The organism is Micromonospora sp. NPDC050187, assembly GCF_044459745.1.
In the GTDB taxonomy this organism is placed as follows: Bacteria; Actinomycetota; Actinomycetes; order Mycobacteriales; family Micromonosporaceae; genus Micromonospora.
Map to the genome: position 1 here is coordinate 1 of NZ_JBITJH010000033.1, position 26,665 is coordinate 26,665.

Annotated in this window: 23 protein-coding genes and 1 tRNA gene; 16 read left to right on the forward strand and 8 right to left on the reverse strand. The window is 70.4% G+C overall.

The window, feature by feature from the left end:
* Nucleotides 1–167: 167 nt before the first annotated feature.
* Complete coding sequence (gene metG, locus ACIBJE_RS29450; RefSeq protein WP_396753541.1) at nt 168–1,970, reverse strand: methionine--tRNA ligase; 1,803 nt, start codon at nt 1,968–1,970, stop codon at nt 168–170.
* A 574-nt stretch (nt 1,971–2,544) separates the two neighbouring features.
* On the opposite strand from metG, the gene ACIBJE_RS29455 reads away from it, so the two are divergent.
* The 6 genes from ACIBJE_RS29455 to ACIBJE_RS29480 all read left to right on the forward strand — a co-directional run bounded on the left by ACIBJE_RS29455 (nt 2,545) and on the right by ACIBJE_RS29480 (nt 9,373).
* A complete protein-coding gene (locus tag ACIBJE_RS29455; RefSeq protein WP_396753542.1) occupies nt 2,545–3,255 on the forward strand; it encodes a hypothetical protein in 711 nt (236 codons plus the stop codon).
* Nucleotides 3,256–3,347: 92 nt separating this feature from the next.
* On the forward strand, nt 3,348–5,060 hold the full coding sequence (locus ACIBJE_RS29460) for a dolichyl-phosphate-mannose--protein mannosyltransferase (protein WP_396753543.1): 1,713 nt from the start codon (nt 3,348–3,350) through the stop codon (nt 5,058–5,060).
* 350 nt (nt 5,061–5,410) lie between these two features.
* Nucleotides 5,411–6,064, forward strand: coding sequence for an HNH endonuclease family protein (locus ACIBJE_RS29465; RefSeq protein ID WP_396753544.1), 654 nt, complete (start codon nt 5,411–5,413; stop codon nt 6,062–6,064).
* Between the two features lie 368 nt (nt 6,065–6,432).
* The gene (locus tag ACIBJE_RS29470) at nt 6,433–7,095 is read left to right on the forward strand and encodes a 4'-phosphopantetheinyl transferase (RefSeq protein WP_396753545.1); all 663 of its coding nucleotides are present in this window, start codon (nt 6,433–6,435) and stop codon (nt 7,093–7,095) included.
* Between the two features lie 193 nt (nt 7,096–7,288).
* Complete coding sequence (locus tag ACIBJE_RS29475) at nt 7,289–8,395, forward strand: hypothetical protein (RefSeq protein WP_396753546.1); 1,107 nt, start codon at nt 7,289–7,291, stop codon at nt 8,393–8,395.
* 276 nt (nt 8,396–8,671) lie between these two features.
* Nucleotides 8,672–9,373 carry an LPXTG cell wall anchor domain-containing protein gene (locus ACIBJE_RS29480; protein ID WP_396753547.1) on the forward strand — a complete coding sequence of 234 codons (702 nt, stop codon included), beginning with the start codon at nt 8,672–8,674 and terminating at the stop codon, nt 9,371–9,373.
* Between the two features lie 76 nt (nt 9,374–9,449).
* Here the strand turns inward: ACIBJE_RS29480 and ACIBJE_RS29485 are convergent, their stop codons facing one another.
* Nucleotides 9,450–9,851 (reverse strand): hypothetical protein, encoded by a 402-nt coding sequence (locus ACIBJE_RS29485; protein ID WP_396753548.1) that lies wholly within the window; start codon nt 9,849–9,851, stop codon nt 9,450–9,452.
* 564 nt (nt 9,852–10,415) lie between these two features.
* Here ACIBJE_RS29485 and ACIBJE_RS29490 point away from each other — a divergent pair.
* Nucleotides 10,416–11,636 carry a S8 family peptidase gene (locus ACIBJE_RS29490; RefSeq protein WP_396753549.1) on the forward strand — a complete coding sequence of 407 codons (1,221 nt, stop codon included), beginning with the start codon at nt 10,416–10,418 and terminating at the stop codon, nt 11,634–11,636.
* A 246-nt stretch (nt 11,637–11,882) separates the two neighbouring features.
* Nucleotides 11,883–12,191 (forward strand): S8 family serine peptidase, encoded by a 309-nt coding sequence (locus ACIBJE_RS29495; RefSeq protein ID WP_396753550.1) that lies wholly within the window; start codon nt 11,883–11,885, stop codon nt 12,189–12,191.
* A gap of 23 nt (nt 12,192–12,214) precedes the next feature.
* Here the strand turns inward: ACIBJE_RS29495 and ACIBJE_RS29500 are convergent, their stop codons facing one another.
* Complete coding sequence (locus tag ACIBJE_RS29500) at nt 12,215–13,195, reverse strand: LysR family transcriptional regulator (protein WP_396753551.1); 981 nt, start codon at nt 13,193–13,195, stop codon at nt 12,215–12,217.
* Between the two features lie 180 nt (nt 13,196–13,375).
* On the opposite strand from ACIBJE_RS29500, the gene ACIBJE_RS29505 reads away from it, so the two are divergent.
* The 4 genes from ACIBJE_RS29505 to ACIBJE_RS29520 all read left to right on the forward strand — a co-directional run bounded on the left by ACIBJE_RS29505 (nt 13,376) and on the right by ACIBJE_RS29520 (nt 16,081).
* On the forward strand, nt 13,376–13,786 hold the full coding sequence (locus ACIBJE_RS29505) for a VOC family protein (RefSeq protein WP_396753552.1): 411 nt from the start codon (nt 13,376–13,378) through the stop codon (nt 13,784–13,786).
* A gap of 52 nt (nt 13,787–13,838) precedes the next feature.
* Nucleotides 13,839–14,582, forward strand: coding sequence for an SAM-dependent methyltransferase (locus ACIBJE_RS29510; RefSeq protein WP_396753553.1), 744 nt, complete (start codon nt 13,839–13,841; stop codon nt 14,580–14,582).
* Nucleotides 14,583–14,684: 102 nt separating this feature from the next.
* On the forward strand, nt 14,685–15,152 hold the full coding sequence (locus ACIBJE_RS29515) for a hypothetical protein (protein ID WP_396753554.1): 468 nt from the start codon (nt 14,685–14,687) through the stop codon (nt 15,150–15,152).
* Nucleotides 15,153–15,169: 17 nt separating this feature from the next.
* The gene (locus ACIBJE_RS29520; protein ID WP_396753583.1) at nt 15,170–16,081 is read left to right on the forward strand and encodes an aminoglycoside phosphotransferase family protein; all 912 of its coding nucleotides are present in this window, start codon (nt 15,170–15,172) and stop codon (nt 16,079–16,081) included.
* 55 nt (nt 16,082–16,136) lie between these two features.
* Here the strand turns inward: ACIBJE_RS29520 and ACIBJE_RS29525 are convergent, their stop codons facing one another.
* Complete coding sequence (locus ACIBJE_RS29525) at nt 16,137–17,345, reverse strand: ARPP-2 domain-containing protein (RefSeq protein WP_396753555.1); 1,209 nt, start codon at nt 17,343–17,345, stop codon at nt 16,137–16,139.
* Nucleotides 17,342–18,778 (reverse strand): hypothetical protein, encoded by a 1,437-nt coding sequence (locus ACIBJE_RS29530; protein ID WP_396753556.1) that lies wholly within the window; start codon nt 18,776–18,778, stop codon nt 17,342–17,344. Before ACIBJE_RS29530 ends, ACIBJE_RS29525 begins: the two co-directional genes overlap by 4 nt.
* Nucleotides 18,779–20,102: 1,324 nt before the next feature.
* On the opposite strand from ACIBJE_RS29530, the gene ACIBJE_RS29535 reads away from it, so the two are divergent.
* From ACIBJE_RS29535 to ACIBJE_RS29550, 4 genes are all read left to right on the forward strand, one after another.
* Nucleotides 20,103–20,507 (forward strand): hypothetical protein, encoded by a 405-nt coding sequence (locus ACIBJE_RS29535; protein ID WP_396753557.1) that lies wholly within the window; start codon nt 20,103–20,105, stop codon nt 20,505–20,507.
* A gap of 80 nt (nt 20,508–20,587) precedes the next feature.
* Nucleotides 20,588–20,920, forward strand: a complete 333-nt coding sequence (locus tag ACIBJE_RS29540) for a glyoxalase superfamily protein (protein WP_396753558.1) — start codon at nt 20,588–20,590, stop codon at nt 20,918–20,920.
* A 35-nt stretch (nt 20,921–20,955) separates the two neighbouring features.
* Entirely contained in the window at nt 20,956–21,363 is a 408-nt protein-coding gene (locus ACIBJE_RS29545) for a transposase (RefSeq protein ID WP_396753559.1), read from the forward strand.
* A 1,772-nt stretch (nt 21,364–23,135) separates the two neighbouring features.
* Nucleotides 23,136–24,278 carry a tyrosine-type recombinase/integrase gene (locus ACIBJE_RS29550; RefSeq protein ID WP_396753560.1) on the forward strand — a complete coding sequence of 381 codons (1,143 nt, stop codon included), beginning with the start codon at nt 23,136–23,138 and terminating at the stop codon, nt 24,276–24,278.
* Between the two features lie 64 nt (nt 24,279–24,342).
* Here ACIBJE_RS29550 and ACIBJE_RS29555 read toward each other — a convergent pair.
* The 3 genes from ACIBJE_RS29555 to ACIBJE_RS29565 form a co-directional block, all read right to left on the reverse strand.
* Nucleotides 24,343–24,416 (reverse strand) — tRNA-Ala (locus tag ACIBJE_RS29555).
* A 510-nt stretch (nt 24,417–24,926) separates the two neighbouring features.
* Complete coding sequence (locus ACIBJE_RS29560) at nt 24,927–25,784, reverse strand: hypothetical protein (RefSeq protein WP_396753561.1); 858 nt, start codon at nt 25,782–25,784, stop codon at nt 24,927–24,929.
* A gap of 180 nt (nt 25,785–25,964) precedes the next feature.
* Entirely contained in the window at nt 25,965–26,606 is a 642-nt protein-coding gene (locus tag ACIBJE_RS29565) for a GNAT family N-acetyltransferase (RefSeq protein ID WP_396753584.1), read from the reverse strand.
* Nucleotides 26,607–26,665 lie beyond the last annotated feature (59 nt).

Here is a 26,665-nt window from a genome sequence, read left to right on the forward strand (position 1 = left end):
GTGGGGGGGGGGGGGGTGGGGGGGGGGGGGGGGGGGGGGCCCGGGGGGGGGGGCCCCGGGGGCCCCCCCCCCCGCCGCCGGGGGGGGGGGGGGGGGGGGCCCCCGGGGGGGGGGGGGGCGGGGGGGCCGCGGGGGGGGGGGGGGGGGCGGGGGCCCGCGTCCGGCGGTCAGCCGCCGAGGCGGGCCAGCTCCTCGTCGACGATCGACGGGTCGAGCTTGCGGAAGACCGGCTTCGGCGCGGCCAACGGCCGGCCCACCTCCAGCGGTACGGGCTCCCAGCGCGTGCCCTGCGTGTAGTCGCCGGTCAGCACCGGGTACGCCGGCCCGCCGTCCAGGTCCTCGACCTCGACGATCGACGGCATCGGGGCGTGCACGCCGGTGCCGCCGAGCAGCTCGTGCACCTTCTGCGCGGAGTGCGGCAGGAACGGGGTGAGCAGCGTGTTGGCGTCGCTGACCACCTGGAGGGCGACGTGCAGGATGGTGCCCATCCGGGGCTTGTCGTCCTCGCCCTTGAGCTTCCAGGGGGCCTGGTCGGAGAGGTACCGGTTCGCCTCGGCGACCACCTTCATCGCCTCGCCGATGGCCTGCTTCTGCCGGTGCCGGGCGATCAGGTCGCCGACCGTGTCGAAGCCGGCGCGGGCCACCGCGAGCAGCGCCTCGTCGGCCTCGGTGAGCCCGGCCGGGTCGATCGGCGGGATCGCGCCGAAGTTCTTCGCGGCCATCGAGATCGACCGGTTGACCAGGTTGCCCCAGCCGGCGACCAGCTCGTCGTTGTTGCGGCGGAGGAACTCGGCCCAGGTGAAGTCGGTGTCGTTGCTCTCCGGGCCGGCGACGGCGATGAAGTAGCGCAGCGCGTCCGCGTCGTACCGTTCGAGGAAGTCCCGGACGTAGATGACCACCCGGCGGGACGAGGAGAACTTCCGCCCCTCCATGGTCAGGAACTCGCTGGAGACGACCTCGGTGGGCAGGTTGAGCCGCCCCAACGCGCCCGGCTCGCCGTCCTTCGCGCCCGCACCGGAGTAGCCGGAGAGCAGCGCCGGCCAGATCACCGAGTGGAAGACGATGTTGTCCTTGCCCATGAAGTAGTAGGCCGGGGAGTCCGCACCGGCGCCGTCGGTGGACCACCACTTCCGCCACGCCTCGGGGTCGCCGGAGCGGCGGGCCCACTCGATCGAGGCGGAGAGATAGCCGATGACCGCGTCGAACCAGACGTAGATGCGCTTGTCGGGGCGGTCCCGCCAGCCGTCGAGCGGGATCGGCACGCCCCACTCCAGGTCCCGGGTGATGGCCCGGGGCTGGAGGTCGTCGAGCAGGTTCCTGGAGAACCGCAGCACGTTGGGCCGCCAGCCCTCCCGGGTGTCCAGCCACTGCCGGAGCACGTCGGCGAGAGCGGGCAGGTCGAGGAAGAAGTGCTCGGTCTCGACGAACTGCGGGGTCTCGCCGTTGATCTTCGACTTCGGGTTGATCAGGTCGACCGGGTCGAGCTGGTTGCCACAGTTGTCGCACTGGTCGCCCCGGGCGCTGTCGTACCCGCAGATCGGGCAGGTGCCCTCGATGTACCGGTCGGGGAGGGTACGCCCGGTGGACGGGGAGATCGCGCCCATGGTGACCTTCGGGACGATGTACCCGTTGCGGTGCATCCCCTCGAAGAGTTCCTGCACCACCGCGTAGTGGTTGCGGGTGGTGGTCCGGGTGAAGAGGTCGTACGACAGCCCGAGACCGTGCAGGTCCTCGACGATCACCCGGTTGTACCGGTCGGCGAGGTCCCGGGCGGTGACCCCCTCCGCGTCGGCCTGCACCTGGATCGGCGTGCCGTGCTCGTCCGTGCCGGAGACCATGAGCACGTCGTGGCCGGCCATCCGCATGTACCGGGCGAAGACGTCGGAGGGGACGCCGAAACCGGAGACGTGGCCGATGTGGCGCGGGCCGTTGGCGTACGGCCAGGCTACCGCCGCAAGTACGTGACTCATGACCAGCAAGCCTAGTGACCACCGGGAACCGGCTGCGAACCAATAGGCCGCACCGGCTGGTCGGCCGGCCCGCGCGCGGGCCGGACGGTCGCCGCACTTCCTGTCCGCTTTGTCGTCGACACGCGGCGTGAGCTGCGCGTCAGCGGCGACGACTCGGTGTCCAATGAACGTCGTGACTGGCAGAGGAGCCGCCCGCGAGCACGAGCAGCCGCCCCCCGGTCGCGCCGACCGCGAGCCCGAGGAACCACCTCCCGGCCCCGCTGATCCCGCATCCGGGCAGCCGTCCCCCGGTCACACCGATCATGAAGCCGGCAGTGCTGCCGGGGATCGACAACCCCGGCAACCCCGTGATCGACGGAGTCAGGGCGGAGGGCCCCCACGGCCCCGGCCACATCCTCCGGAGGATCCACCGCCGGATCGGCCGGACCGCGTACCGGACACCACCACCGCCGGAGCCGGAACGACCACCAGTGGGCCGCAAGCCACGGCCGCCGGAGCGGGGACGACGACCGGCGGGTCGGCGCTGACAGCGGCGGCCGGGGTCGAACCCACCACCGGAGCTCCGATCGGGGCGGTGCCGCACCGGGTACCGGTCCGGCAGCACCTCGGCTGGCCGCGTTCGGACGGGCCGGACGAGGGCGGCACCGGCGCCGACGGGAGCGACTTCTGGCTGCCGATCGAGGAGGTGCACTGGGACGGCACCCCGATCCGGGTCGAGCAGTCGGCCGAGGACGGGCGCGCGGCGTCGGCCGTCCGGGCCCGCGCCCGACGCCGGACGAGGCCCCGGGTGCTCCGGCAGCGGGATCCCCTGCCCGGGTTGGCGGGGCTGCTCGGTCTCAGCCTCCTGGCGGCCTTCTTCGCCTGGGTGAGCGCGGAACCGTTCTGGCTGGCCGTGGGGCATGCCACGACCGGCACGGTGGTAGGCGAGTGCACCGGCAGCGGTCTGACCCAACGGTGCCGGGGCACCTTCGTCGCCGCCGACGGACGGTTCGTCGCGCACGGCGTACGCATCGGCGGGCTCGACGCCGAGGACCAGCCGACCGTGACGGCGGTGCCGGCCCGGATGACCGGGCCGGAGGGCACCACCGCGTACGCGGACCGTGGCGCCACCATGCACCTGCGCTGGCTGCTCGGCTTCGGCCTGGTGGCGGCGTGCGCGACCGGGATCGCCCGGGTGACCGGCACGGCCGGACTGGACGGCCGACGGGCCCGTCGGTGGGCGATCACGGCCGCCGCCGGCGGACCGCTGCTGGTGACCGTGGGCTTCCTGGTCACCGCGTTCTGAACGCCCTCGGTCGACCGAAAAACTCATCGACAGACTTCCCGGTAACGGAGACAAGGCCTCCGCCGGGCACCCGGGCGGCCTACGATTCCGTCGTGACCCAGGCGTCGACAGCGCAGAGCGCGAGCGAAGGTCAGCCGGAGAACGGACCGCCGGAGCGGATCGACGACTCCGCCGGACGGCCCGGGACCACCCCGCCCGGCGACGCGGGGGGTGGTCGGCTGCCGGACTTCGTCCGTCGCCGGCTGGCCACGGTCGACGGCCGGCTGGACGGGCGTTCCTGGCTCGCCACGGCCGTGGTGGTGGCGATCGCCGCGATCCTGCGGCTGGTCGGGCTCGGCGACATCAAGGGCAAGATCTTCGACGAGATCTACTACGCCCGGGACGGCTGGGGCCTGGTCGAGCACGGCGTCGAGTGGAACTTCAAGGACAACGCCGTCTCGTACGTGGTCCACCCGCCGCTGGGCAAGTGGCTGATCGGGCTCGGCGAGTGGGCCTTCGGCTACCAGGACACCGAGCACAACATCTCGGTGCCGGGCCACCTGATGACCACCAGCCCCGAGTTCGGCTGGCGGATCTCCGCCGCCGTCGTCGGCACGCTCTCCGTGCTGCTGCTGGTGCGGATCGGCCGACGGATGTTCCGGTCCACCGCGCTCGGCTGCGCCGCCGGCCTGCTGCTCGCCCTGGACGGCTTCCACCTGGTGCTCTCCCGCACCGCCCTGCTCGACATCTTCCTGCTCTTCTTCGTCCTCGCCGCGTTCGGGGCGCTGGTGCTGGACCGGGACGCGCGCCGGCGGCGGTGGGCCACCGCGCTCGACGCCGGCCTCGACCCGTCCCGCCCCGGCCGGGCCGGCCGGCCGCCGTTCACCGTCCCCTGGTGGCGGCTGGCCGCCGGGGTGCTGATGGGTTGCGCGTTCGGGGTCAAGTGGAGCGCCCTCTACTTCGTGCCCGTCTTCGCGCTGCTGGTGGTCCTGTGGGAGGTCGGGGTCCGCCGTTCGGCGGGGGTTCGTCGCCCGTGGCGGGACGCCCTCCTCGACGAGTTGCCCTGGCTGGTGCTCGCCGGGGTGGCGATGGTCGTCGCCTACCTCGCCACCTGGACCGGCTGGTTCCTCTCCGACGACGGTTACTACCGCCTCGCCGAGCGCTACCCGAACACTCCCGGACTGAGCGACACCCCGGTCCTCGGCGCGTTGCAGAACCTGTACACCTACCACCGGGCCGCATTGGACTTCCACACCGGGCTGAGCACCCCGCACAAGTACCAGTCCTGGCCGTGGCAGTGGCTGCTGCTGGGCCGCCCGGTGGCTTTCCACTGGTCGGGCGAGGGCAACTGCGGCGCGCCGAGCTGCGCCAGCGAGATCCTGCTGCTCGGCACCCCGCTGCTCTGGTGGTCCTTCCTGCCGGCGCTGGTCGCCGTGGTCTGGCTGGGTATCGCCCGGCGTGACTGGCGGGCCGGAGCGATCCTGCTCGGTGCGGCGGGCGGCCTGCTGCCGTGGTTCTGGTTCGCCCTCGACGGGCGGGTGATGTTCTCCTTCTACGCCGCGCCGGCCCTGCCGTTCCTGGTGCTGGCGGTGGTCTACGTGCTCGGCGCGATCGTCTCGCCCGCCGAGGCACGCGCGCCGGCTCCACCGGGATCGACCGCCGCCCAGGAGGCGTACGACCGACGGCTGTTCGGCGGCGTCGTCGCGGGGGGGTACGTGCTGCTCGTGGCGATCTGTTTCGCCTACTTCTACCCGATCTTCGTGGGCACGCTGCTCCCCTACGCCGACTGGTCGGCGAGGATGTGGCTGGACGGCCGCTGGATCTGACCGGCGCGGCGCACAACGAAGCGCGCCCCGATCGCCTGCCACGGGGGAAGCGGGCGATTGGGGCGCGCAAGAGAGAGCTTAACCACCCCTGGTTCACCGACACAACGGGTGCGCCCGGTTCAGATTCCCGCCCCCCGCTCCGCCGGACAAATAGTTTACATCCGGCACATAACGGTCCGTGGTCCATCATGGACGACACGGCCACCCAGCAACCATCGAGCCATCGGCGCACCTCTATCGAACACCGGGCAAAGTATCGATAATTTTCTCTATCAGTTCACGCGGTCAAGGATCCGCCGGCACCTCCGGCGCGTCAAATGACGGCAATACCGCGATCGGATGGAGATGTTATGAACCGCACCCTTCGTTGGGTCGGCGGCCTGCTCGCCGCCGCCACCGCCGCCTCCCTCGGCTTCACCGCCCCCGCTCAGGCGGCCACCGTGTCGGTGCCGCTGCGCACCCTCGTCGCCGACCTCCCCGTCGCCACGGAGAACCGCACCGGCTACTCGCGGGACCTCTTCCCGCACTGGATCGACACCGACGGCGACGACTGCAACACCCGGTACGAGGTGCTGATCGCCGAGGCCACCACCCGGCCGTCGGTCGGCTCGGGATGCCAACTCTCCGGCGGCCGGTGGTACTCGTACTACGACGCCGCGTACTGGACCAACCCGTCCGACCTGGATATCGATCACATGGTGGCGCTGGCCGAGGCGTGGGACTCCGGTGCCCGGAACTGGACCACCTCCCGCCGCCAGTCCTTCGCCAACGACCTGGGGGACGTCCGCTCGCTGGTCGCCGTGACCGACAACGTCAACCAGTCCAAGGGCGACCAGGACCCGGCGAGCTGGATGCCGACCCACGAGCGGTGCCGGTACGTCACCGAGTGGGCGGCGGTGAAGACCCGCTGGCGGCTGACCGTCGACACCGCCGAGAAGAACGCCCTCACCAGCCACGCCGCCTCCTGCTCCAACATCCTGGTCACCGTGACCCACGCCTTCTGACACACCGGCCACGACCGGGCACCCTCCGGGCATGGCGAGCGTGGATCCGACCACCGACCAGCTGTGACATGGGGCACCGGCCGCACCTGCTGGACCGGCCGCCGGGCGTCGACGTGTTCCGTTGACGCCCGGCGGTGCGTCCACGTCAGCCGCGCCGCCGGATGGATCTTTCGATGGTGGCGCACCGGGGACGGGTGGTCGGCACCTGGGAGCAGCGCGACAATGAGCCGGTCGTCGATGTCTGATGCCTGGCCGCCTTCGCCCACCGGGCCACGGTCCTCGGGTCGATCCGGGGTCGCCGCCGGTACGGTGGGACCGGCTCGACGTCGAAGTGGCCCGGCTGCGGTCGTACCTGAAAGGGGAGCCTGATGCGTGACCTGCTGCCACCGCCGGTCGCCGTGGTCGTGGCGGGGCCGGCGGACTTCACCGGCGAGCTGCTCGAAGCCGAGCGGGTCTGCCTCGGCGAACGCGCGGTGGAGAGCCGGCGGCGCGACTTCACCGCCGGCCGGGTGTGCGCCCGCCGGGCCATCGCCGCCCTCGGGCTCGATCCGGTGCCGGTGCCGTCGGCCGCCGACCGGTCCCCGGCCTGGCCGGCGGACGTGGTCGGCACCATCACCCACACGAAGGGCTACTGCGCCGCCGCCGCGGCCCGCGCGGACGAGGTCCGGTCGGTCGGCATGGACGCCGAACAGCACAAGATCCTCGACGCCGGGGTGCGCCGGCTGATCCTCCGGAAGGAGGAGGTGGAGCACTGCGGGCGGCTACCGACCGGTGTCTCCTGGCCTGCGCTGATCTTCAGCGCGAAGGAGACCGTCTACAAGGTCTGGCACCCCGTGGTCGGCACCTGGCTCGACTTCCAGGACGCGCTGGTCGAGATCGACCCGGACGCCGGCTCCTGGGTCGCCCGGATCTCCCCGGCCAAGGTCGAGGCAGCCCGGGAGAAGACCATCGATCCGCCCAGCGTGATCACCGGACGTTTCACCGTGGACGCCGGCCTGGTCCGCACCGCCGCGGTGCTGCCGCACCGCTGACCGATCCGCCGCGGCACGTCACCGCGGACGGCCGAACCCGGGACGGGGTCCCGGACAGGCCGGGTCGGTCAGACCGGACGAATGATCCGTTCAGCCGACGACCACCGGGGCGAGGCAGGGAAGGATGGTTCGGTGCGTCGGCGCACCCGGTCGGGAGCGCGTCGAGCCCTGACCCTCTGCATCCGGGAGCACCGTGAGTCACCCCCCAGGCCCGCCGCAGGATCCCTTCCCGGGCCCGCCTCAGGATCCCTACCAGCCGGACCCTGATCCGTACGCGTACTCCGATCCGTCGTACTACCCGGATCCCACAGCTCCGCCACCGCTGTACCCGCCGGCCGGCTCGTCGTACCCCGGCTACCCGCAGGAGCAGAGGACGCCGGTGCCACCGCACCCGACCAGCGGGGCGCCTGACGCGGGATACCCTCCGGTTTCCGGTGCCCCCGGTTACCCGCCGGTCTCCGGCGCTCCCGGCTACCCGCCGCCCGGCTCGGGCGCTCCCGGCTACCCGCCGCCCGGCTCGGGGGCACCCGGCTACCCGGGCCATCCGCCGGCCTCCGGCGTGCCCTACCCGCCGGGGCCGACGCCGATGGCGTCCTACCCGCCCGGTCCCGCCGGGCCGTACCCCGGCCTGCCTCTGCCACCGTCGACCTCCTCCGGCGGGAAGAGCACGGCGCTGATCGTGGTCCTCGTCGCGGTCGTCCTCGTCCTGCTCTGCTGCGTCGGTGTTGTCGTCCTGGCGCTGGCCGGTGACGACAGCGCCAGCCAGAACACCGGCATCGGCCGGGCGTCGACGCCGGGGAACTCCTCCGGCCCGCTGGTCCGGCCGACCGAGGACCGGCCGTTCGGCGCGACCGTCCCGACCACCGCCGCCCCGCAGCCGAGCAACAGCGGGAAGGACGGCGAGACCTTCAACATGAAGGTCGGCGACACGCTGGTGATCACCGACGACGAGGGCACCGTCGAGATCATGATCAGCCGCTTCACCACCTCGAACAAGGGCTGCCGGTCCTTCGCGCCCGACCCGGACGAGGGAATGTACCTGATCGCCGACGTGACCGTGCGGGTCACCAAGGGCACCGCCTCGGTCAACCCGTTCTACTTCGAGTGGGTGGCCCAGGACGGCAAGACCGCCAACGGACTGGTCGGAGCGCTCTCCGGCTGCGGCACCCCGCTCTCCTCCGGGGTGAACCTGCGCACCGGCAGCAAGCGCAGCGGCACGGTCGTCTTCGACGTGGCCGACAAGAAGGGTGTCGTCGAGTACCAGCACAACTTCGAGGCCGCCGGCTCCTGGAAGCCCTGACTGTCGTACTTCATCGGGGCCGGTCCGTCCGACGGACCGGCCCCGGTCGCGTCCCACGGCGAGCCAACGAGGGGTCAGCGCACCTCGGCGGTCAGGGTCGGCGCGCCTCCCCGGTCACCCCGGCGAGGCGACCGGCGCCTAGACAGCGAGGAACGACCAAACCCGGACTATTACCACAAAAGGCTTCTTTGCCTCCAAAAGGCTAAATTTTCTCATGGCCGTCGGTAGCGTCGCTTCTGCGCCACCCTCCAGCTTTCGACAGGTCCAGGAGACACGATGAGAACGATGCTGACCCGCTCCCTCGCTCTGGGAGCGATCGCGGTCGGACTGCTACTGACGACCGGAACGCCCGCAGCAGCCCAGACGACGATCAACATCAATCCGGGCAACGTGCCCACCACCGCTGCCGAATTCACCCAGGAGTGCGACCCGAACCTCGGCGGCGGTCCCTACCCGGGCGAGGACGTCTGGGTGTTCAACCTGCCCGGCAACCCGAACACCAGCGGCGTCTTCGAGTCGGTGACGGCCACCTTCGACACACCGAACGGGCCGCTGACGGTCACCATCCCGGACGACGGTGGCGCCATCGTGAACGACATGGGGACCAGCAAGGCGTGGATCCGCCTGCCGGCCGGTTTCACGCTGGTGGACGCGACAGCCGTCATCTCCGGCACCGCCGAGTTCTTCGTACTCACTCACACCTGCGCGGACGTGCAGCCCACTCCCACACCCACACCCACACCGACCGGGCAGCCGACACCGACACCGACGGTGACGCCCACCCAGCCGCCGACGCCGACGCCCACCCCGACCGGACAGCCGACGTCCACCCCGACCGGACAGCCGACGCCCACCAAGACGCAACTGCCGGTCACCGGCGTGTCGGGCATGTCGACGTTGGCGCCGCTGCTCACCCTCGGGATCGCGTTCGTCCTGACAGGTGCCGCACTGGTCGGCCTGCGTCGTCGACGCAGCTGACCGGTCCGGACCCGAGCCCGGCGGTGACGATCTGTCGCCGCCGGGCACCCGGCCCGCCGGTGGCCGGCCATGGTTCTCAGGCCCGGGGACGGTTCGCGGTACTCCGGCCGATCAGCGCCATGACCGCCGTGCCGGCGGCCGAGCCCAGCGCCATCAGAGCCGCGCCGATCGGCCAGAGACCGCGTTCGGGGCCGGTGACGGCGGTGACGACGAAGGCCAGGGTGAGTACGGCCGGGATCGCCGTCACCGCCGCGATCACCTGGCGCTTTCGTCCCGCCGCGAACGCCAGCGCCCCCACCACCAGGGCCAGGCCGACGACCTGCCACGCCTCGTACGGCCCGGTCTCGGCACCGGTCACGGGATCCAGGTCCTTCTTCCGGTCCCAGCCAAGGAACGCCAGATAGGCCGCGGCAGCGGCGACACCGAGCCCCACCATCCAGAGCACCGGCCGGGCCGGTCCACGCGACTTCTCGTCCATGCGATCCACTCTGCCGATCCGGAGTCGAACACGAAAAGGGTACGCATACCCAGTCACGGCCGCCCCCATGCGGAAGGAGCCCACCGATGATCGACCAGTCCGGCGTGGCGACGTGGGTCCGGCTTCGACGTCGTCGCGGTCGACGGCCCACGGGCGGTGGTCCGGCTGGAGGTACGGTACGGTCCGCCGGACCCGCAGCATTTCCGCGATCTGTGGATCCTCGACTTCGCCCCCGACGGCCGGTGCCGGGCCTTCGAGGAGTGGCCCTTCCGCTCCAACATCCCGCGCCGCACCGGACACCCTGCTGGGACACCACAACCCTCGATGCGTCAGACGGCGTTCTGATACATCCGAGCCGGTTCTCTGTCACCCTGCGACAAAAAGACGTCTGACGATACGTCGCCTGTTCTGCCGGCCCGCCCGCCTCGGTAGATTCCGGAAACCCATCCGAGGCCATCCACTCGACCAGCGAGTGTCGGACCGGCCTGAGCAGAAAGAGGCTTGGAGATGGATTTCCCGCGCAGAGTGCCCCTCGTCCGGTCCCGTCGGCGTGGACTGGCGGTCGTGGCGGTCGCCACCGCCACCACGCTGGTCGCCGCCGTCCTCGCCACTCCGGCCGCCTCGGCGCCCGGGCCCGACCGGGTCTCGGGCCCCGTCGGGGAGATCCTGGGGGCCGAGGGCCCGGCCACCGTCCCCGACAGTTTCGTCGTCGTCGTCAAGGACAGCGCGGTCGGCGGGCCCGCCGGCACCCGACAGTCCGTCGTGTCCCGGCTGGCCGCCGACGTGACCAGCCGGTTCGGCGTCCGGCCGGACCGGGTGTGGGGCGACGCCCTCAACGGCTTCTCGGTACGGACCTCCGACGCCGTCGCCCGCCGGATCGCCGCCCACCCGGCCGTGGCCCACGTCGAACGCGACCAGACCGTCCAGATGGCCACGACGCAGCCGAACGCACCCTGGAACCTGGACCGGCTCGACGCTCCGGTCGGGCTCAGCAACACCTACACCTACACCAGCGAGGGCTACCCCGCCCGGGTGTACGTCGTCGACAGCGGAATCCACGTCACCCACCAGGAGTTCGGCGGCCAGGCGTACCACGGCTACGACGCGATCGACGGCACGTTGCCGGCCGAGGACTGCTCCGGACACGGCACGCACACGGCCGCGACCATCGGCGGAACGACGTACGGGGTGGCCAAGAACGTCGTGCTGGTCGCGGTCAAGGTGGTCGGGGACTGCACCGGAATCCCCAGCACGCTCGCGATGGTGATCAACGGCATCAACTGGGTGGCCGCCGACCACCAGCCCTGGGATCCGCCCGCCGTCGCGAACATCGCGCTGCTGACCGGTTCGAGCAGTGCGGTGGGCACAGCGGTGGCGAATCTGGTCGCCGACGGCGTGACGGTGACGGTGGCGGCGGGCAACTCCAACGCCAATGCCTGCAACTTCTCGCCGGCCTCGGTACCGACCGCCCTCACCGTCGGCGCGACCCAGTCGAACGACGCCCGGGCCAGCTTCTCCAACTTCGGCACCTGCCTGGACCTCTTCGCCCCCGGCGTGAACATCGTGTCGGCGGTGCACCTGTCGAACACCGCCACGACGCCGCTGAGCGGCACGTCGCAGGCCTCCGCCCACGTCGCCGGCATGGCCGCCCGGGTGCTGAGCAACAACCCGACGTGGACCCCCGCCCAGGTGAACGCCTACCTGACCAGCCTCGCCGTCCCGGTCGTCACCAACCAGGGAAGCGGCTCGCCCAACCTCCTCCTGCACATGTCGCCCCTGCTGTGAACCGGCCGAGCCGACGACCGACGGGCACCACCGTCAGACGACCGCCGAGCCTGGCCGTCCGACGACCGCCGAACAGCACCGTCACGAGTACCGGGACGACCTAGGCGGTTGGAGGTCCGGTGTACGTCATCGACTCCGGGATCCACATCGCCCACCAGGAGTTCGGCGGCCAGGCTTCCTTACAACTACGGTGGCCCACCGGTCTGCGGACCGCACGGCACGCACCTCGCCGGCACGACGTACGGGGTGGCCAAGGACGCCACCCTGATCTCGGTGAAGGTGACCGACTGCGGCACGTGCCTGGACATGGTCGCCCCCGGCGTGGGCATCGCCTCGGCCTCGAACACCTCGGACATCGCCATCATGACGGCGAGCGGCACGTCCCACGCCTCGGCGCACGTGGCCGGGCTGGCCGCACGCGTGCTCAGCAACAACCCGCTGTGGACACCCGCCCAGGTGCACAGCCACCTCCTCAGCGTCACCACCCTGGGCGTCGTGACCAGTCCGGGTACCGGCTCACCGAACCGCCTCGCGCACCTGTCGCCGACGTACTGAACGATCCGCGTCGCCCCGGCGCGTCAGGCCCCCTCGTCGGCCTGGCGTGCCGGGTTGGCGTCCGTGGCGGCCCGGACGAACTCCCGGACCCGGGCCGTCGTGTTGCTCTCCAGCCAGACCAGGCCACGGTGGATCGGCGGCGCGTCGTGGATCGGCACGTACGCGACATCCGGGCGCGGGTTGTACCGGCGGGTGTTCTCGCCGACCGGCAGGACGCCCCGCCCCAGCGCCACCAGGGAGATCATCTCGGCGAAGGTCCGGCCCGCCGGTCCCTTCGGCACCGGTCGTCCCGACGGGGTCCGGTCCGGCGTACGGTCGCGCTTGAACGCGGCCGACGTGACCGCCGGATACTGCACCACCGGGTGGTCGGCGAGCACCTCCAGGGAGACCGACTCCTTCCCGGCCAACGGGTGGTCGGCGGGCACGGCCAGCAGTCGACGCTCCGCCAGCAGCGGTGGACCGCACGCCATCCCGTCGAACGGGAACGAGGCGATGAGCAGGTCGACCGAGCCGTCCACCAGGCTGGCCCGGGAGTTCGCGAGCTGCGCCTCGTGCACCTCGACCGCGCACTCCGGATGACGCCGCTCGAAGAGGTTCACCGCCCGGAGCAGCGTCGGGGCCGTCCACTCGCCCAGGAACGCCACCCGCAGCCGTCCGGTGACGCCCCGGCCAGCTTCGACGGCCCGGCGTACCGCCTCGGCCATGCCGGCGACCAGCGGCGTCAGGTCGTCCGCCAGTTGCCGGCCGATCGGGGTGAGCCGGACGACGCGGCTGGTCCGCGCGAAGAGCGGTGCGCCGATCCGGCGTTCCAGCTGCCGCACCACCTGGCTGATCCGGCCGGTGGTGACCCGGAGGCGTTCGGCGGTCCGGCCGAAGTGCAGTTCCTCGGCGAGGGTCAGGAAGATCTCGACCTCGTGCCGCTCCAGGGGCAGCCCGCCCGGCACGGTGGTGCCCGGGTCCCGTCCCGCACCGCCCTGCGTTTCTCCCGCGCCGACGCTCATCATCGCCCCATCGTTGACTCTCGCTAAACAATCGTAGCGTGATCGTGTCTTGGTACCCGGCCGGGCAGGGCGAACAGTGGAACCCGTCAACCCGCCGAATTCGGATCGGCCCCGCCAGAGGATCGGCGGACCGTCCCAGGCCCGGAACGGAAGCCATCCATGGACGAGAGACGAGGTAGCCCCATGCTCCGAGTGACGGCGTTCGACCACCTGGTGCTCCGCGTGCACGACGTGGAACGTGCCCTGGACTTCTACTGCGGACGACTCGGACTGGAGCCGGTCCGGGTCGCCGAGTGGCGGGCCGGCACCGCCCCGTTCCCGTCGGTCCGGGTCAGCGCGGAAACCATCATCGACCTGGTACGCGGCAACGGCACGTCGACGCTCGACCACCTCTGCCTGGTGGTGGAACCGCTCGACTGGCGGGCGGTGGTCGACTCCGGCCTGTTCGACGTCGTCGACGGCCCCGGTCCCCGGTTCGGCGCACGGGGCAACGGCGAGTCGCTCTACGTCCGCGACCCGGACGGCACCATCGTCGAACTGCGCTGGTATCCCCGGGACCGGCTCCAGGACGAGAGCAAGGTCCTCGAACACTGAACACCGACGAAACCCATCGCACGGTTGGTCGGGGACCGGGCACACTGCATCGATGACCTCCGCCAATGATCTCGCCGCCGCGCGTTACGCACACCTGCGGTGGAACGCACCGTTGTCAGAGGACCACGCCACCCTGCTCCTCGACCGGCTCGCCATCCCCGACGGCGCACGAGTGCTGGACCTCGGAAGCGGATGGGGCGAACTGCTCCTCCGGGCGGTCACCACCGGCAGCCCGTCCGGCACGTCCTCCACGACAGGCACCGGTGTCGACACCAACGACGCAGATCTCGCGCGAGGCCGCGCGCTCGCCGCCGAGCGGTCGTTGGACACGAGGGTGACCTTCGTGGAGCAGGACGCGTCCACCTGGCGGGAGCCGGCCGACCGGGTCCTGTGCGTCGGCGCATCGCACGCCTTCGGCGGCCCGGCTGCGGCCCTCGGCGCGCTCACCGGACTCGTGCCTGCGGGCGGACGCCTCCTGTTCGGTGACGGATTCTGGGAGCGTCCGCCCACGGCCGAAGCCACGGAGATCTTCGGCGACCAGACCCTGACGCTGGCGGACCTCGTGGACCAGGCTCGGACGCTGGGCTGGCGGGTGCTGCACCTCAGCACCGCCGACCAGCGGGAATGGGACGACTTCGAGGCCAGGTGGCGCGCGGGCCGGCAGGAATGGTTGCTGGGGCATGCCGACGACCCCCGGGCGGCCGAGGTCCGCGACGAACTCGACACCCAGTTGCGCCAGTACGTGGGCGTCTACCGGGGTGTTCTCGGTTTCGCCTATCTCGTCCTCGGTCACTGACGCGGCCACGGCCCGTTTCCGCGCCCTCAGGGCTTCGGAAGCAGCGATCACCTCGTCCTGTGCGCCCGTGGCTCGGAGCCCGGGACCCCTAGGATGCCGCACATGCGACGTCGTCTCGGGGTGACGGGAATGCTGTTGGGCGTGGGACTGACGGCCGGCTGCACTGTGGACGACCATGATGCGCCCCGGCCGCCGGAGGAGATGTCCCGGGACCGGACGCGGGCGGTGATCCTGGAGGTCGCCGCCGACGCCGTACGGAAGCACTTCGGGGCGCTGCCGGCACCGCAGCGCGAGTCGGAGCTACCTTGTGACAGCGCGCGATGGTTCGACGTCGACCGCGCCTACGTCATGCAGGTCGTCTGGGAGCTGCCGCTGGCGCCGGAGGACCACGAGCGGACCCTGCGCGCGCTGTACAACGGTTCTGGACCTTTCACCGAGCTTGGCGACGGCCGGTTCGCCGTGTCCGGGTACGACCCGGAGAAATCGATCGGGTACGCGGTGACGAGCGGCGAGCCCCCGAACGCGGTCCAACTGTCGGCCAGCTCACCGTGCCTCCTGGACCCGGAGTGACAGCCCAGCCGCTGGCACTGACGACCGGGATCGAGATCACTGCGGATCTGGTCCGGGATCTTGTGCGTGACCAGCACCCCGACCTCGCCGATCGCCCGGTTCGGCTGGGCGCGCGTGGCTGGGACAACCAACTGTGGCGGCTCGGTGAGGACCTGGCCGTCCGGCTTCCCTGGGCGACCGGTACGGCGGACGCGCTGCTGCGCAAGGAGTACTCCTGGCTGTCCACGCTTGCCCCGCGCCTTCCGCTGCCGATCCCCGTCCCGCAGCGATTCGGCGAGCCCTCCGAACGGTTCCCCCGGCCCTGGCTCATCACCACCTGGGTTCCGGGCACACCCGCCGACCGGATCCCCGTCACCCGCGCCGTGGACGCGGCCGAATCCCTGGCCGCTTTCCTGACGGCTCTTCACCAACCCGCTCCCGTCGGCGCGCCCGCAGGCCGGGACCGTGGCGGGCCACTGGCCGACCGCGCCGACCAGTTCGCCCGGGGGCTCACCTCCGCCACCGAGCGAGGGTTGATCGACGACCCGGACGCCGTCCGCGCCGTCTGGCACGACGCGGTCACCGCGCCTCGATGGACGGGCCCGGCGCTGTGGATCCACGCCGACCTGCACCCGGCCAACGTCCTCACCGCCGACGGCACCCTCTGCGGCGTGATCGACTTCGGCGACCTCTGCGCGGGCGACCCGGCATACGACCTCGCCGCCGGGTGGCTCCTGCTACCGGACGACACCACCGACCACTTCCACGCGGCCTACCAGCCGACCCCGGGCACCGCCACCATGCGCCGCGCCCGAGGCTGGGCGACGGCACGCGCCCTCGGCGGCATCCTCATCGGCGACGACGGCGTCCACGGCCGCCCCGGCGGCAAGCCCACCTGGGGCCCACCCGCCCACGCCGCCCTGCGTCGCCTCATCGCCACGATCCGCTGACCCGGCGGTCGCCACCGCGCCCGACAGACGGCGTGATCGACCACGCGCACACGAGTCACCCCCTCCGCGAGGTGGGCTGGGTTCTCGTCGCCTGGTCGCGTAGCTTTCGGGCGTGGTTGCGACAGGCGTCGATGATGTCGGGTCGGAGCAGGTGGCCGAAGCCGGCGTTGTCCAGGCGTAGTGCGATCCCCTGACGGTCGGTGCCGAGGGCGGTGGCCGTGGTGTCGAGGTCCCAGTCATGGGCGGCGAGTTGGGACAGCAGGTGACCACGGCGGGTCTGGGCGGCCGACAGCCGGAACGTCTTGAGGTACGCGAGTCGGCCGGTGTCGTCGGTGATCCTTTCGCCGATGTGGTTCTCGGCGTCGGGGTCGAAGGCCGGCAGGAAGCGGGACAGGGTGAAGCGCCCCATCCGGTATACCGGCGTGACCGTGAGGCGCTCTGCCGCGAGGAGCCCGCCGGCCATGACGGTGTGGAGGGCCGCCCAGTCGGCGCGGGCCCGGGCGAGTTGCGCGCGCAGGTCGGCGACGCTGGCGATGGCGGTGTCGTCGAGACGGGTGGTGAAGCTGGGCGCGGCCGGGAACAGGTGGGCGTACTGGAAGATCAGCTCGCCGTAGAAGTCCTGCAACAGGGTCGGATGCAGGGCGCGGTAGTCGTCAGGATGGCTGACGACGAACGCCGCGGCGAGGGTGTCGGCGACGTAGAGCACCATTCCGCACTGGTCCGGGTGGATCTCGAAGATGCGCAGCGCATCGTCGAGGCCGGGAATGGCGGTACCGGTGTAGCTGGCCTCGACGCGCGGGGACAGGCCGCGCGTGACGGCGTGGCCGGTCCATTCCTGCCAGGCGATGGGCGGCCCGCCGAACTGCAGGGCGAGATAGCCCTCCATCGCCAGGTGCAGCGGCAGGAAGCGGAGCCGCTGCTTGCTCTCACGGCGGGCCATGCGTCGCCGGAACGCCAGCCGGATACCGGTGGGGGCGCCGGACGCGGCGGGGTCGCGTAGCTGGGTGCCGTAGGCGGCGGCGGGCGTGTCGTCCGTGGTCCAGCTCGCGACGAATGCGTGTGGCACGTAGGAGACGTATGCGCTGCGCGGCCCGGTGTGGACGATCGACAGCTCGTCGGGGTCGTAGAGGCGGGCGTGCAGGCGCAGATCCGTGATGGGTACGGGCCGCAGCAGCGGCACCAGGCGTACCGCGCCCCACGTCTGGTCGGGGGCGACGGTCAGCCCGGTCAGGTCGATCCCGTCCACGGTCGTGGCGGTGGTCATGGTGACCCCTCGATGCCGGCGTCGTCGGTGAGGAACCGGTCCACCCGGTCGGCGAGATGGCGGCGCAGCTCGTCGAAGCCGGCACCGCCGGTGGCGAAGCGGGCCAGCTCGACGAGGGCCGCGACGTCCTCGGCGTCGCGCACGCCGACGGTGGCCACACCGGGGGCGAGGCGCCGTACGTCGAAGGTGTCGGCGTCGTAGACCGGGTTGAGATGCACGATGCTCGTGCGCCGGTGGAGGTCGAGGCGGGTACCCCAGACCCGTAGCACCTCGGCGGCCTGTCCGGGCGGGGCGTTGTCCCAGCCGTCGGAGACGACGACCAGCCGCTCGGGTCGCTGTTCGAGGCCGTCGAGGATGCGCTCACCGAGCCCGGTCGCTCCGACGGGGTGCACCAGCAGCGGGTCGCCCCGGTGGTTCAGCCACAGTCCGGTGTACTCGGCGGCGAGCGCCTCCAGCAGGTAGTGGGTGGCGAGGGCGACGGCGAGGGGCCGGCGGCGTTTCACCCCGGAGCCGGAGGCGGAGTAGCTGTCGTCGAGGACCGCCACGACCCGGCCCCACGTGCCCGCCTGTCGACGGGTGGCGCGCCGGGCGGCTGCCCGCAGCGCCTCGGTCAGCTCGTCGCGGCGGCGTTTCCGCTCCGGCCGGGACAGCGACAGCGCGTAGACGGCGAGGCGGGTCAGTGGCACCGTGGCAAGATCCATGGCGACCGCGACGACCTTGTGCCGCGTGGCAGCCGACTGTAGCCGCAGCCGTTCGCCGTCGGTGAGCTTCGGCGCGATGCCGGTCAGGAAGCGGGCTCGGTCGATGCCACGCTGGGCGGCGAGGCCCTCGGCGACCGTGTACGGCAGCTCGTACAGCGCGCGCTGTTCGTAGTGGGCGCGCCGCCACGCCTCCAGGATCGGCGTGTCGTACCGCTTGGGGCGACGCCAGTCGAACAGCGCGGTACCCACCTCGCCGGGCAGCTGCAGGTGGGCGTGGCGGGCCGCGACCGACAGCGACCGGCGGTACTTCACCGCGTCGAACGCCGGATCCGGCCGGCCAGCCACCCAGTCGCGCACGATCGCCCTGGTACGCCGGTTGTTGACGCCCAGCCGGCGTAGTTCACGGAACACGGAGTACACCCGTTGGGGCGGCAGCAGCCGCAGCCGCGCGGCGATCAGCCGCCCCTCCACCGCCCGCTGCTCGGGGCTCGCGGTCGACGCGGTGCGCAGCAGGTTCGTCACGACCATCGCCGCGTTCAAATGGTTGATGTCCAGGGCCGCCGTCGCCGCGTAGAGATCCCGGTAGTTGCCCAGCACGTACTCGTGCAGGAACCCCAGCGACATCCGCTGCGCGCTCGCGCGACTGTGGAACTCGCGCTGTGCCGTGGAGGCGATCGCCGCGTTGACGAACATGACCACGTCCTCGCACGCGACCTGCTCCGACAGCGACACGACCGCGACCCAGCTTTCCCGGAGAGTGGCAGAGAGGCCGGCCGGGGAATGAAGGCACGAACTGCGAAGCATCGCTTCAGAGGCGGGTTCCGGAAGTCGCACCGAAGTCCCGCGGCCGGCCCGGCCACCATACAGTCACGATCATCACGGACGCCACGAGTAATCGCCGCAGCGGCGGGACCTATCCGGCTGTAGACGCCGCCAGCCGCCCGCACAGCGGAACCACCGCAATTCGGGATGGCGATCGAGGTCCTGAGCCGCTGCTACACAAGATCGATCGCGCCGGCAGCCGGTTTGTCGTCCGTCGACTGATGCGCGGCACTCGTCCGTCACTCCACTTGCGACGGCCGGCGCACGGAACGCAGCATGAGCGTGCACGCCAGGCGACTCGATCGGCGGCAGGCGTCGCAGCCAGGTACCTCGGCGGGCTGCGGCGAAGCGGGAAAGATCGACCGTGAGGTGGTTTGCGTGCGGAAGCGACTGCGGCAGATGCGAATCGGTACACGGACCTTCGTGTGGCACGCGGAGATCCGGCATGTACAGGGCAGCGGTGATTGCCACCGGTGCATTCGGCTCCGGGTGTGGGGCGCCGGGAAGACGAGCCGGGCCAGCTCGCCGGCCAATTGGCACCCAGACGACAAAACTGCCGCAGATCAGTTGTCGGATCGGAAAAGGCCGTCTCCGCTAGTCGACCCGATGCGCTCGCCCGCGCCGAGCCGGAGAACCCACACCGTCACCGCGGATTCCGGGGTGGCCTCTCCGCACTCGGCGTCCGACTGCGCTCGACCGGCCACCGCCGCCGGAGTCAGCAGGGAGGCGCACACCACGGCCACCGCCACGGCGGCCACCACCGGCCAACGTCAACGTGGCCGGAACGGCTCAACCCGCTGATCCGGCACGCTCGCCGGTACGCCCTCCCCCAAGGTCATCCGGGCACGATAGATCGACTAGCAGGCGTCTCTGCCCCGACCCCTGCGGACGCCGCCACAGCAGCGCCTTTGACTGACCAGGACCGACTACTGAGTTGTCCCAATCGCGACAGATCAGGTCGGACGCGGAGGTTTGTAGCCAGACTGATGGTTATCCGTGCCAACACTCACCCTGAGAGGCCTTCGTGAAACGACACCTCACCGCTCTCATCACGTCAGTTTTCCTCACTTTCTCCGCCGTCATCGCAGGAGCAGCGCCCGCGAGTGCTGCGGACTGCGGAACCACCTTCAACCCAGCATCACCCGACGGTGGACCAATGATCCAAACCTACCGCAATTGCGACCCCCATTCCACGCCCTACGTCGCACCCTTCTACCGAACACCCTCCAGAACCGTGGTCTACCTGAACAACTGCACCACGGTCGAGACCCAGAAGGAGATAACATGGCAATTCTCCACCACAATTGCCGGAGCAGAATACGGAACAGCAACGTGCCACAATGGCCTTCTCATCATCGATAAGCGGATCACCGACAGGGAAGCGTTTATGGGCTGCGAGACCAGCCTCTGGTTCTACGGCCCCCTCATAGAGCAGATGTACCCAAACTGCAAAACCGTGGGCCAGGACGTAGCCGTCGGCTCAACGATCGACGGGCAACTTCTCGCCCCGTCAAACAGCAGAGTTTGGCTTAACCCGGATGAGGCAGCCGTGTGGTTGATCCACTACCATGTTGAGGCAACTTTCGAGACTGTCTTCGTACACGGCGCGACTCTTCCCACCGTGAGCCCTCAGCCGTGACGACACTGCGCATCCTGCAGTCGAGAACCTGCTAGTGCCGCATCAGGCAACGTCTGCCCTGGGTCTGCGACGATGGAGCCATGGACGAGGAAGTCATTCCCATTCTTCGCGTCGAGGACGCTGCGGCGGCGGTTGCTTGGTACGGGCGACTGGGCTTCGTCAAGCAGTGGGAACACCGGTTCGAACCGGGACTTCCCGCGTTCGTCGAGGTTGCCCGGGGCGGGGTGCGGTTGTTCTTGTCGGAGCACAAGGGAGATGCCCGCCCCGACACGTTGGTCTATGTCCGCGTTCGTGACGTCGAGGCCATCGCCTCCGAGTTCGATGTGCAGGCGAAGGACGCTCCGTGGGCGCGTGAGATTGAGCTGCGCGATCCTGACGGCAACCGGCTTCGGATCGGCACGCCGATGGAATGACACTCGCCGGCCAGCGCGGCGGGGAAGCTGTGCTGGTGGCTGAGCGAGTACGTGTCCGCGAGATCGATGACGACGAGGGGCAGCGTCTGCTGCGGATCATCCGCCGGGGCACCGGGTCGGTGGTGACGTGGCGGCGGGCGCAGATGGTGCTGCTGTCCGCGCAGGGCATGCCCGTGGCGAAGATCGCCGAGGTGACGTTCACCAGCGTGGACCGGGTCCGGGATGTGATCCACAATTTCAACGCCGACGGCTTCGAGTCCCTATACCCGAAGTACAAGGGCGGTCGGCCCAGGACATTCACCCTGCCCGAGCGACGCGAGATCAAAAAGTTCGCCAAGTCGAGGCCGGCCGAGCACGGTCTGCCGTTTTCGACCTGGAGCCTGGCCAAGCTGGCCGCTTCCTGGTCGCCGAGGGCTTCACCGGGTCCTTCGCCGTGCGAGTGATTTTCTGCAACCGCTGACCCTCGGCCATCGACACCTGCCGGACGAACACCTCCGGCCGTCTACCCACCGGCCACCACCTCCCAAGGTCGAACCGTTGGGAGACAGCCTGCCCGACAGATCCTCAGAACCAGCGGATTACACGATCAACGTTCCAAGACGAGGCACTAGTTGGCTCCCTGCCCCGCCCCCTGCGGACGCCGCCACAGCAGCGCCTTTGACTGACCAGGACCGACTACTGAGTTGTCCCAATCGCGACAGATCAGGTCGGACGCGGAGGTTTGTAGCCAGACTGATGGTTATCCGTGCCAACACTCACCCTGAGAGGCCTTCGTGAAACGACACCTCACCGCTCTCATCACGTCAGTTTTCCTCACTTTCTCCGCCGTCATTGCAGGAGCAGCGCCCGCAAGTGCTGCGGACTGCGGAACCACCTTCGACCCAGCATTACCCGACGGCGGTCCAATGGACCAAACGTATCGCAATTGCGACCTCCAAGATTCCTACGTCGCACCCTTCTATCGAACACCTTCCGGAACCGTCGTCTACCTGAACAACTGCGTTACGGTCGAGGCCCAAAAGGGGATAGCATGGCGATTCTCCAGCACAATTGACGGAGCAGAATACGGAACAGCAGGGTGCTACAGTGACCTTGGCCCTGTCTTAAGTGTGCGGATCACTGACAGAGAAGCGTTTATGGGCTGCGAGACCAGCCTCTGGTACTACGGCCCCCTTCTGGAGCAGATGTACCCAAGCTGCAAGACCGTGGGTTACGGCGTAGCCGTCGGTTCAACGATCGAGGGGCAACTTTCCGTCCCGCCAGGAAGCAGAGTTTGGCTTAACCCGGATGAGGCAGCCAGGTGGTGGATCAATCACGAGGTTGGAGCAACTTACGAGACTGTCTTCGTACACAGCACGACTCTTCCCACCGCGATCCCTCAGCCGTGACGACACTGCGCGTTCTGCAGTCGAGAACCTGCCAGTTGGCTCTCGTGTCACGGGCCCTGCCCCCGGCGGACACCGCCCCCATGCTTGGGGCTTGCCGGGCGAGCCTTGCGGGACATTCTCGGCGCTGCGCTCCGGCGGCGGTCGGTTCCAACTCCTGCTGCGCCGTGCGCCGGGGCGTGACCGGCCGCCAGGCCGCACGCGCGCCCCGGCGCGACACGGCGGCGGGCCGCTTGCTGCCCGCCCTTGACCAAGTAAAGAAAGTCTGAACACACTACGCTCCGGCCATGGTTGGCAGGAACAAGCAAAGTGCCCGCCGGCATGAAGGCATCCGACGGGCACGCACGGGTAACCACCTATTGCGGCAATCCCGGGCTGAGGTAAGAAACAAGAGCGTTGACCCTTGCAACGACAAATTCGTGCCGCCTCTGCCGCTCCACTATGTCGTCATGTTAATGCTGAGCCGTAACCTGCGCTTTGTGCTTCCGGTAAAGAAGACTCGGCTCCTAAATGAACCATCCGTCAGCAAGGGCGTTAGCCGCGACGAGCATTCCAGTATCCTCGGTGGATATCGTCGCCATCCATCCGCCAACCGCTAGCAACAGTTCCCGCCGGATACATGTCGTAGTCGGGTGAACTGGCAGTACCCAATCATTGGCCTGCCACTGCCCCAAGATCGATCCTCGGACTAGACGCCCCTCGGAGGGGTCTACCCGCTCCCAGCTCTTTACGCTGCCGTCTGGTCGCTGCCGCACCCAGGTACCGACTCCCTGCCGCTTCTCGACAAGACCCTCCGCCGCCAGCATGTCGGCCGGGGCAAACGCTGGCGGGTGCGCTACACCGACGCCGCTGGCGAACCCCGCGAAAGGCTGTTTGAGCGCAAGGTCGACGCGGAAGCCTTCGACCTGGACGCCCGCGCCGGCATCGCGGAAGAGACCAAGGTCGATCAGGCCGAACGGCAGGTGACTTTCCGTGAGTACGGCGAGCGGTGGCGGCTCTCGCGTCAGATCGGGCAAGCCCTCGACTACCAGCGCCACACGGAGTCACGCCTTCGGCACCACCTCTACCCGCACGTTGGCAAGCGACAGATGCGAGCACTCACGGTCACGGACGTGCTGGAATGGGTGGCGCTCCTGCTGCGAAACAACGTGGCGCAATCCTCGGCAGAGACGTACTTCGATCTGCTTAACGCTGTCATGAACGCCGCCGTTGCAGACAAGGTCATCTCCGACAACCCGTGCAAGGCGGTGCGGCTGTCGGCGATCCTGCGGGGCTTCTCTCGGGCACCGAAGTGGGTTCCCACCGATGAGGACATGCTCGCTCTGGTCGACGTCGTGCCCGACCGTTACCAGGCGGCCATCTGGTGCGGCGCGGGTGAAGGGCTGCGCCTGGGTGAAGTTCTCGGCTTGGAGGACGGCGTGCGGTGTGTCGACCGGCCTCGCCAGGAACTGCATGTGGTTCAGCAGCTCCGCTTTCACAAGAGCCAGTACGGCGGGTTCTACCTCGCTCCGCCTAAGGCTGGCTCGGTCGGTGATGTGGACCTAGACGACCACGTGGCGTTGGTGCTCGCGGAGCACGTCCGGAAGTACCCGCCCGCGTTGGTCGAGCTGCCCGACATCACGGCGGGAACTCCCGATCCGGGGAAGCCGGCAAAGCGGCGGGCGGTTCCGCTGTTGTTCACCGACGAACAGGGCAAGCCGATTCATGATCAGCGTTGGTCGGACCTGTGGCGTGGATGGCGCAGGGCGGCGGGGTGGCCCGATGAAGGCACGTTCCACTCCCTGCGGCACTACTTCGCAACTCGCCTGATCACATCGGGTGCTGACCCCACCGACGTGCAGAACGCCCTACGGCACTCCAGCCTGCGGATCACGCTGGAGACGTACGTGTACTGGTGGCCGAAGAAGAACCGGCGTCAGCACGGCGCTTCGGAGGCTGCGGGTAGCCGCTCTGGGGTGAGGCTTCCGGGCTGAGTTGTGCCGGATCTGTGCCCAATGATCAATGGCCAGCGTTTCCGCTGGCCATTGACGTTGTGGGTGGAGCTGAGGGGATTTGAACCCCTGACCCCCTCGATGCGAACGAGGTGCGCTACCGGTCTGCGCCACAGCCCCTCCGCCGGCGAACCGGCTTCGGTCCCACCCGGCATTCACCGGGCGGGCCGGCGACAAGGCTAACAGGTTCCCCGCCCCGAGAGCGAATCGCCCCACCCCTCCCGGACGGAACCGTGGCGGGAAGCGTCCCCAGAGGGCCGGAAGTCACCACGGTCCCAGGACAACGGCCAGCGCGGGCCGGTGCCCCGTCTGTGCGGGCAGCTCCAAAGGGCGACCTACCCGACCACCCGCCGCCCAAGACAACCGCCCAAGACAACCGCCCACGCACACCCGCCCACGCACACCCGGCCACGCATACCCGCCTCCGGCCATGCCTGCACCCGGCAGCCACCGCGCCACCAGCAGCCGCACCCTCCCGTCGGCCGCCGGGCCGTCAAGCAGCGCCGTTCCCGGTTCCGGTCGGCCAGCACGGCGGAAGGCACGGAGCACCACCGGCAACGACCGGAGCGGCCCCGCCGGGCAGGAAAAGCCCAGACGAGCCAAAAGGCCACCACGATCCGCGCAGCGACCCTAGCGGCGGGACTGGTAGGGGCGGCCCCGCAGGCCGCCGGTGCGGCGGTAGGAGACCGAGCCGCCTCCGCTGGCCGCCGCCGGCAGGTCGTCGGGGCGGTCCAGGCCCATGGCGGTACGCCGTACCGACTCGCGCTGGGCCGCCAGGCGGCGCTGCTGCTCCCGGCGGGCCGCCGCCCGGCGGGCCTGCTCGCGGCGGACCTCGGCCTGTCGGGCGGCCAGCCAGGCCGCCTCCCGGGCCCGCGCCCGCCGCCGACGACGCTCGACCACCGCCCGCGCCCGCAGGTGGACGACGTACGCCACGAGCAGGGTGCCGGTGACGGAGACACTGATCCAGAATCCGGGGCCGGCGACGACCACGCCGATCAGCTCGACGAAGTTCAGCAGCAGTAGCGCGGCGAGCACCCGGCGGCGGCGGTAGACCACCGGGGCGTGCTGCCGGCGCGGCGTGCGGCGGCGGGGGCGTCCGGGGGCGGGGGGCACGGCGCGCAGCCGTCCGGACCGGCGGCCGGATCCCCGGCCAGGCGTCGTACCCGAGGGGTCGGCGGCCGGGCCGGTGGCGGGCGATCCGGCGGCGGCCGGTCCGGCGTTCGACGCGGAGCGGGCGGTGGTGGTAGTGGTGGTCCCACCGGCGCCGTCCGGACTAAGCGTGACCACCAGGGAACGGGACGGGTTCACCGGACGTCGTCCGGGCACAGTACGGCGCCGCCGGCGGCGCTGGAGCACCCGCGCCGTCGACTGCGCCCGCTCCGCCACCAGCCGCTCGGTGGCGTCGTACCGGCGGACGAGTGCCGGGGCGAGAGCCAGCAGGCCGGCGGCGGCGAGGACGGCGAGGAGCACCGAGGTCGGCACCCTCACCCCTCCCGTCACCGAAGTTCGGGCATCCGCGCGCCGGCCGCAGGATCTTCGACCGGACATCGCCCGTTCCGCCGATCATGCGGCCACCGCAGCGCTTGCCACAGCTTGCAGTTACTTGAGGTTACGGGCGACCGAGCAGGAAGATTGTGCGCCGCGCCGGATTACCGACGGTGGGACAGATCATCCGGCGGCGGCGCGTATCCGGTGCCAGCGGGCCAGCAGGCCGCCCTCGGCGGCCACCTCCTCGCTGGTCATCGCGTAGCCGATGTGGTCGCGCCACGCACCGTCGATGTGCATGTACCGCTGGTGGTGCGCCTCCTCGCGGAAGCCGAGTTTCTCCACCACCCGGCGCGACGGCCCGTTCTCCGGGCGGATGTTCACCTCGACCCGGTGCAGCCCGCCGGGGCCGAAGGCGTGGTCGACAGCGAGCGCCATCGCGGTGGGGATCACCCCGCGTCCCGCCACCCGGCTGTCCACCCAGTAGCCGACGTAGCCGGAGCAGAACGCCCGCCGGACGATGTTGCCGATGTTCAGGTGCCCGACCAGGCGCTCACGCCCGTCCTCGAGCACGCAGACCGCGAACGGCATCCCCTCGCCGACCCGCGCCGACCGGCGCTGGTCACGGTGGACGTAGCGGAATGCGGCGGGCGAGTTCATCTCGTTCCAGCGGCCGGGCACCGAGGACTCCCAGGGGGCCAGCCAGTCCCGGTTCGCCCGGCGCACCTCCGACCAGGCCGCCGCGTCGGAGCGGCGGTACGGCCGCAGCGTCACCGGACCGTCGGTGAGGACAGCCGGCCAGCCGGGGGCGTTGCCGAACAGCATCCCGATCATCGCCCGGTCCACCCTCCGCTCACGACCGTCCGGCTGGCGGGTCCCCCGTC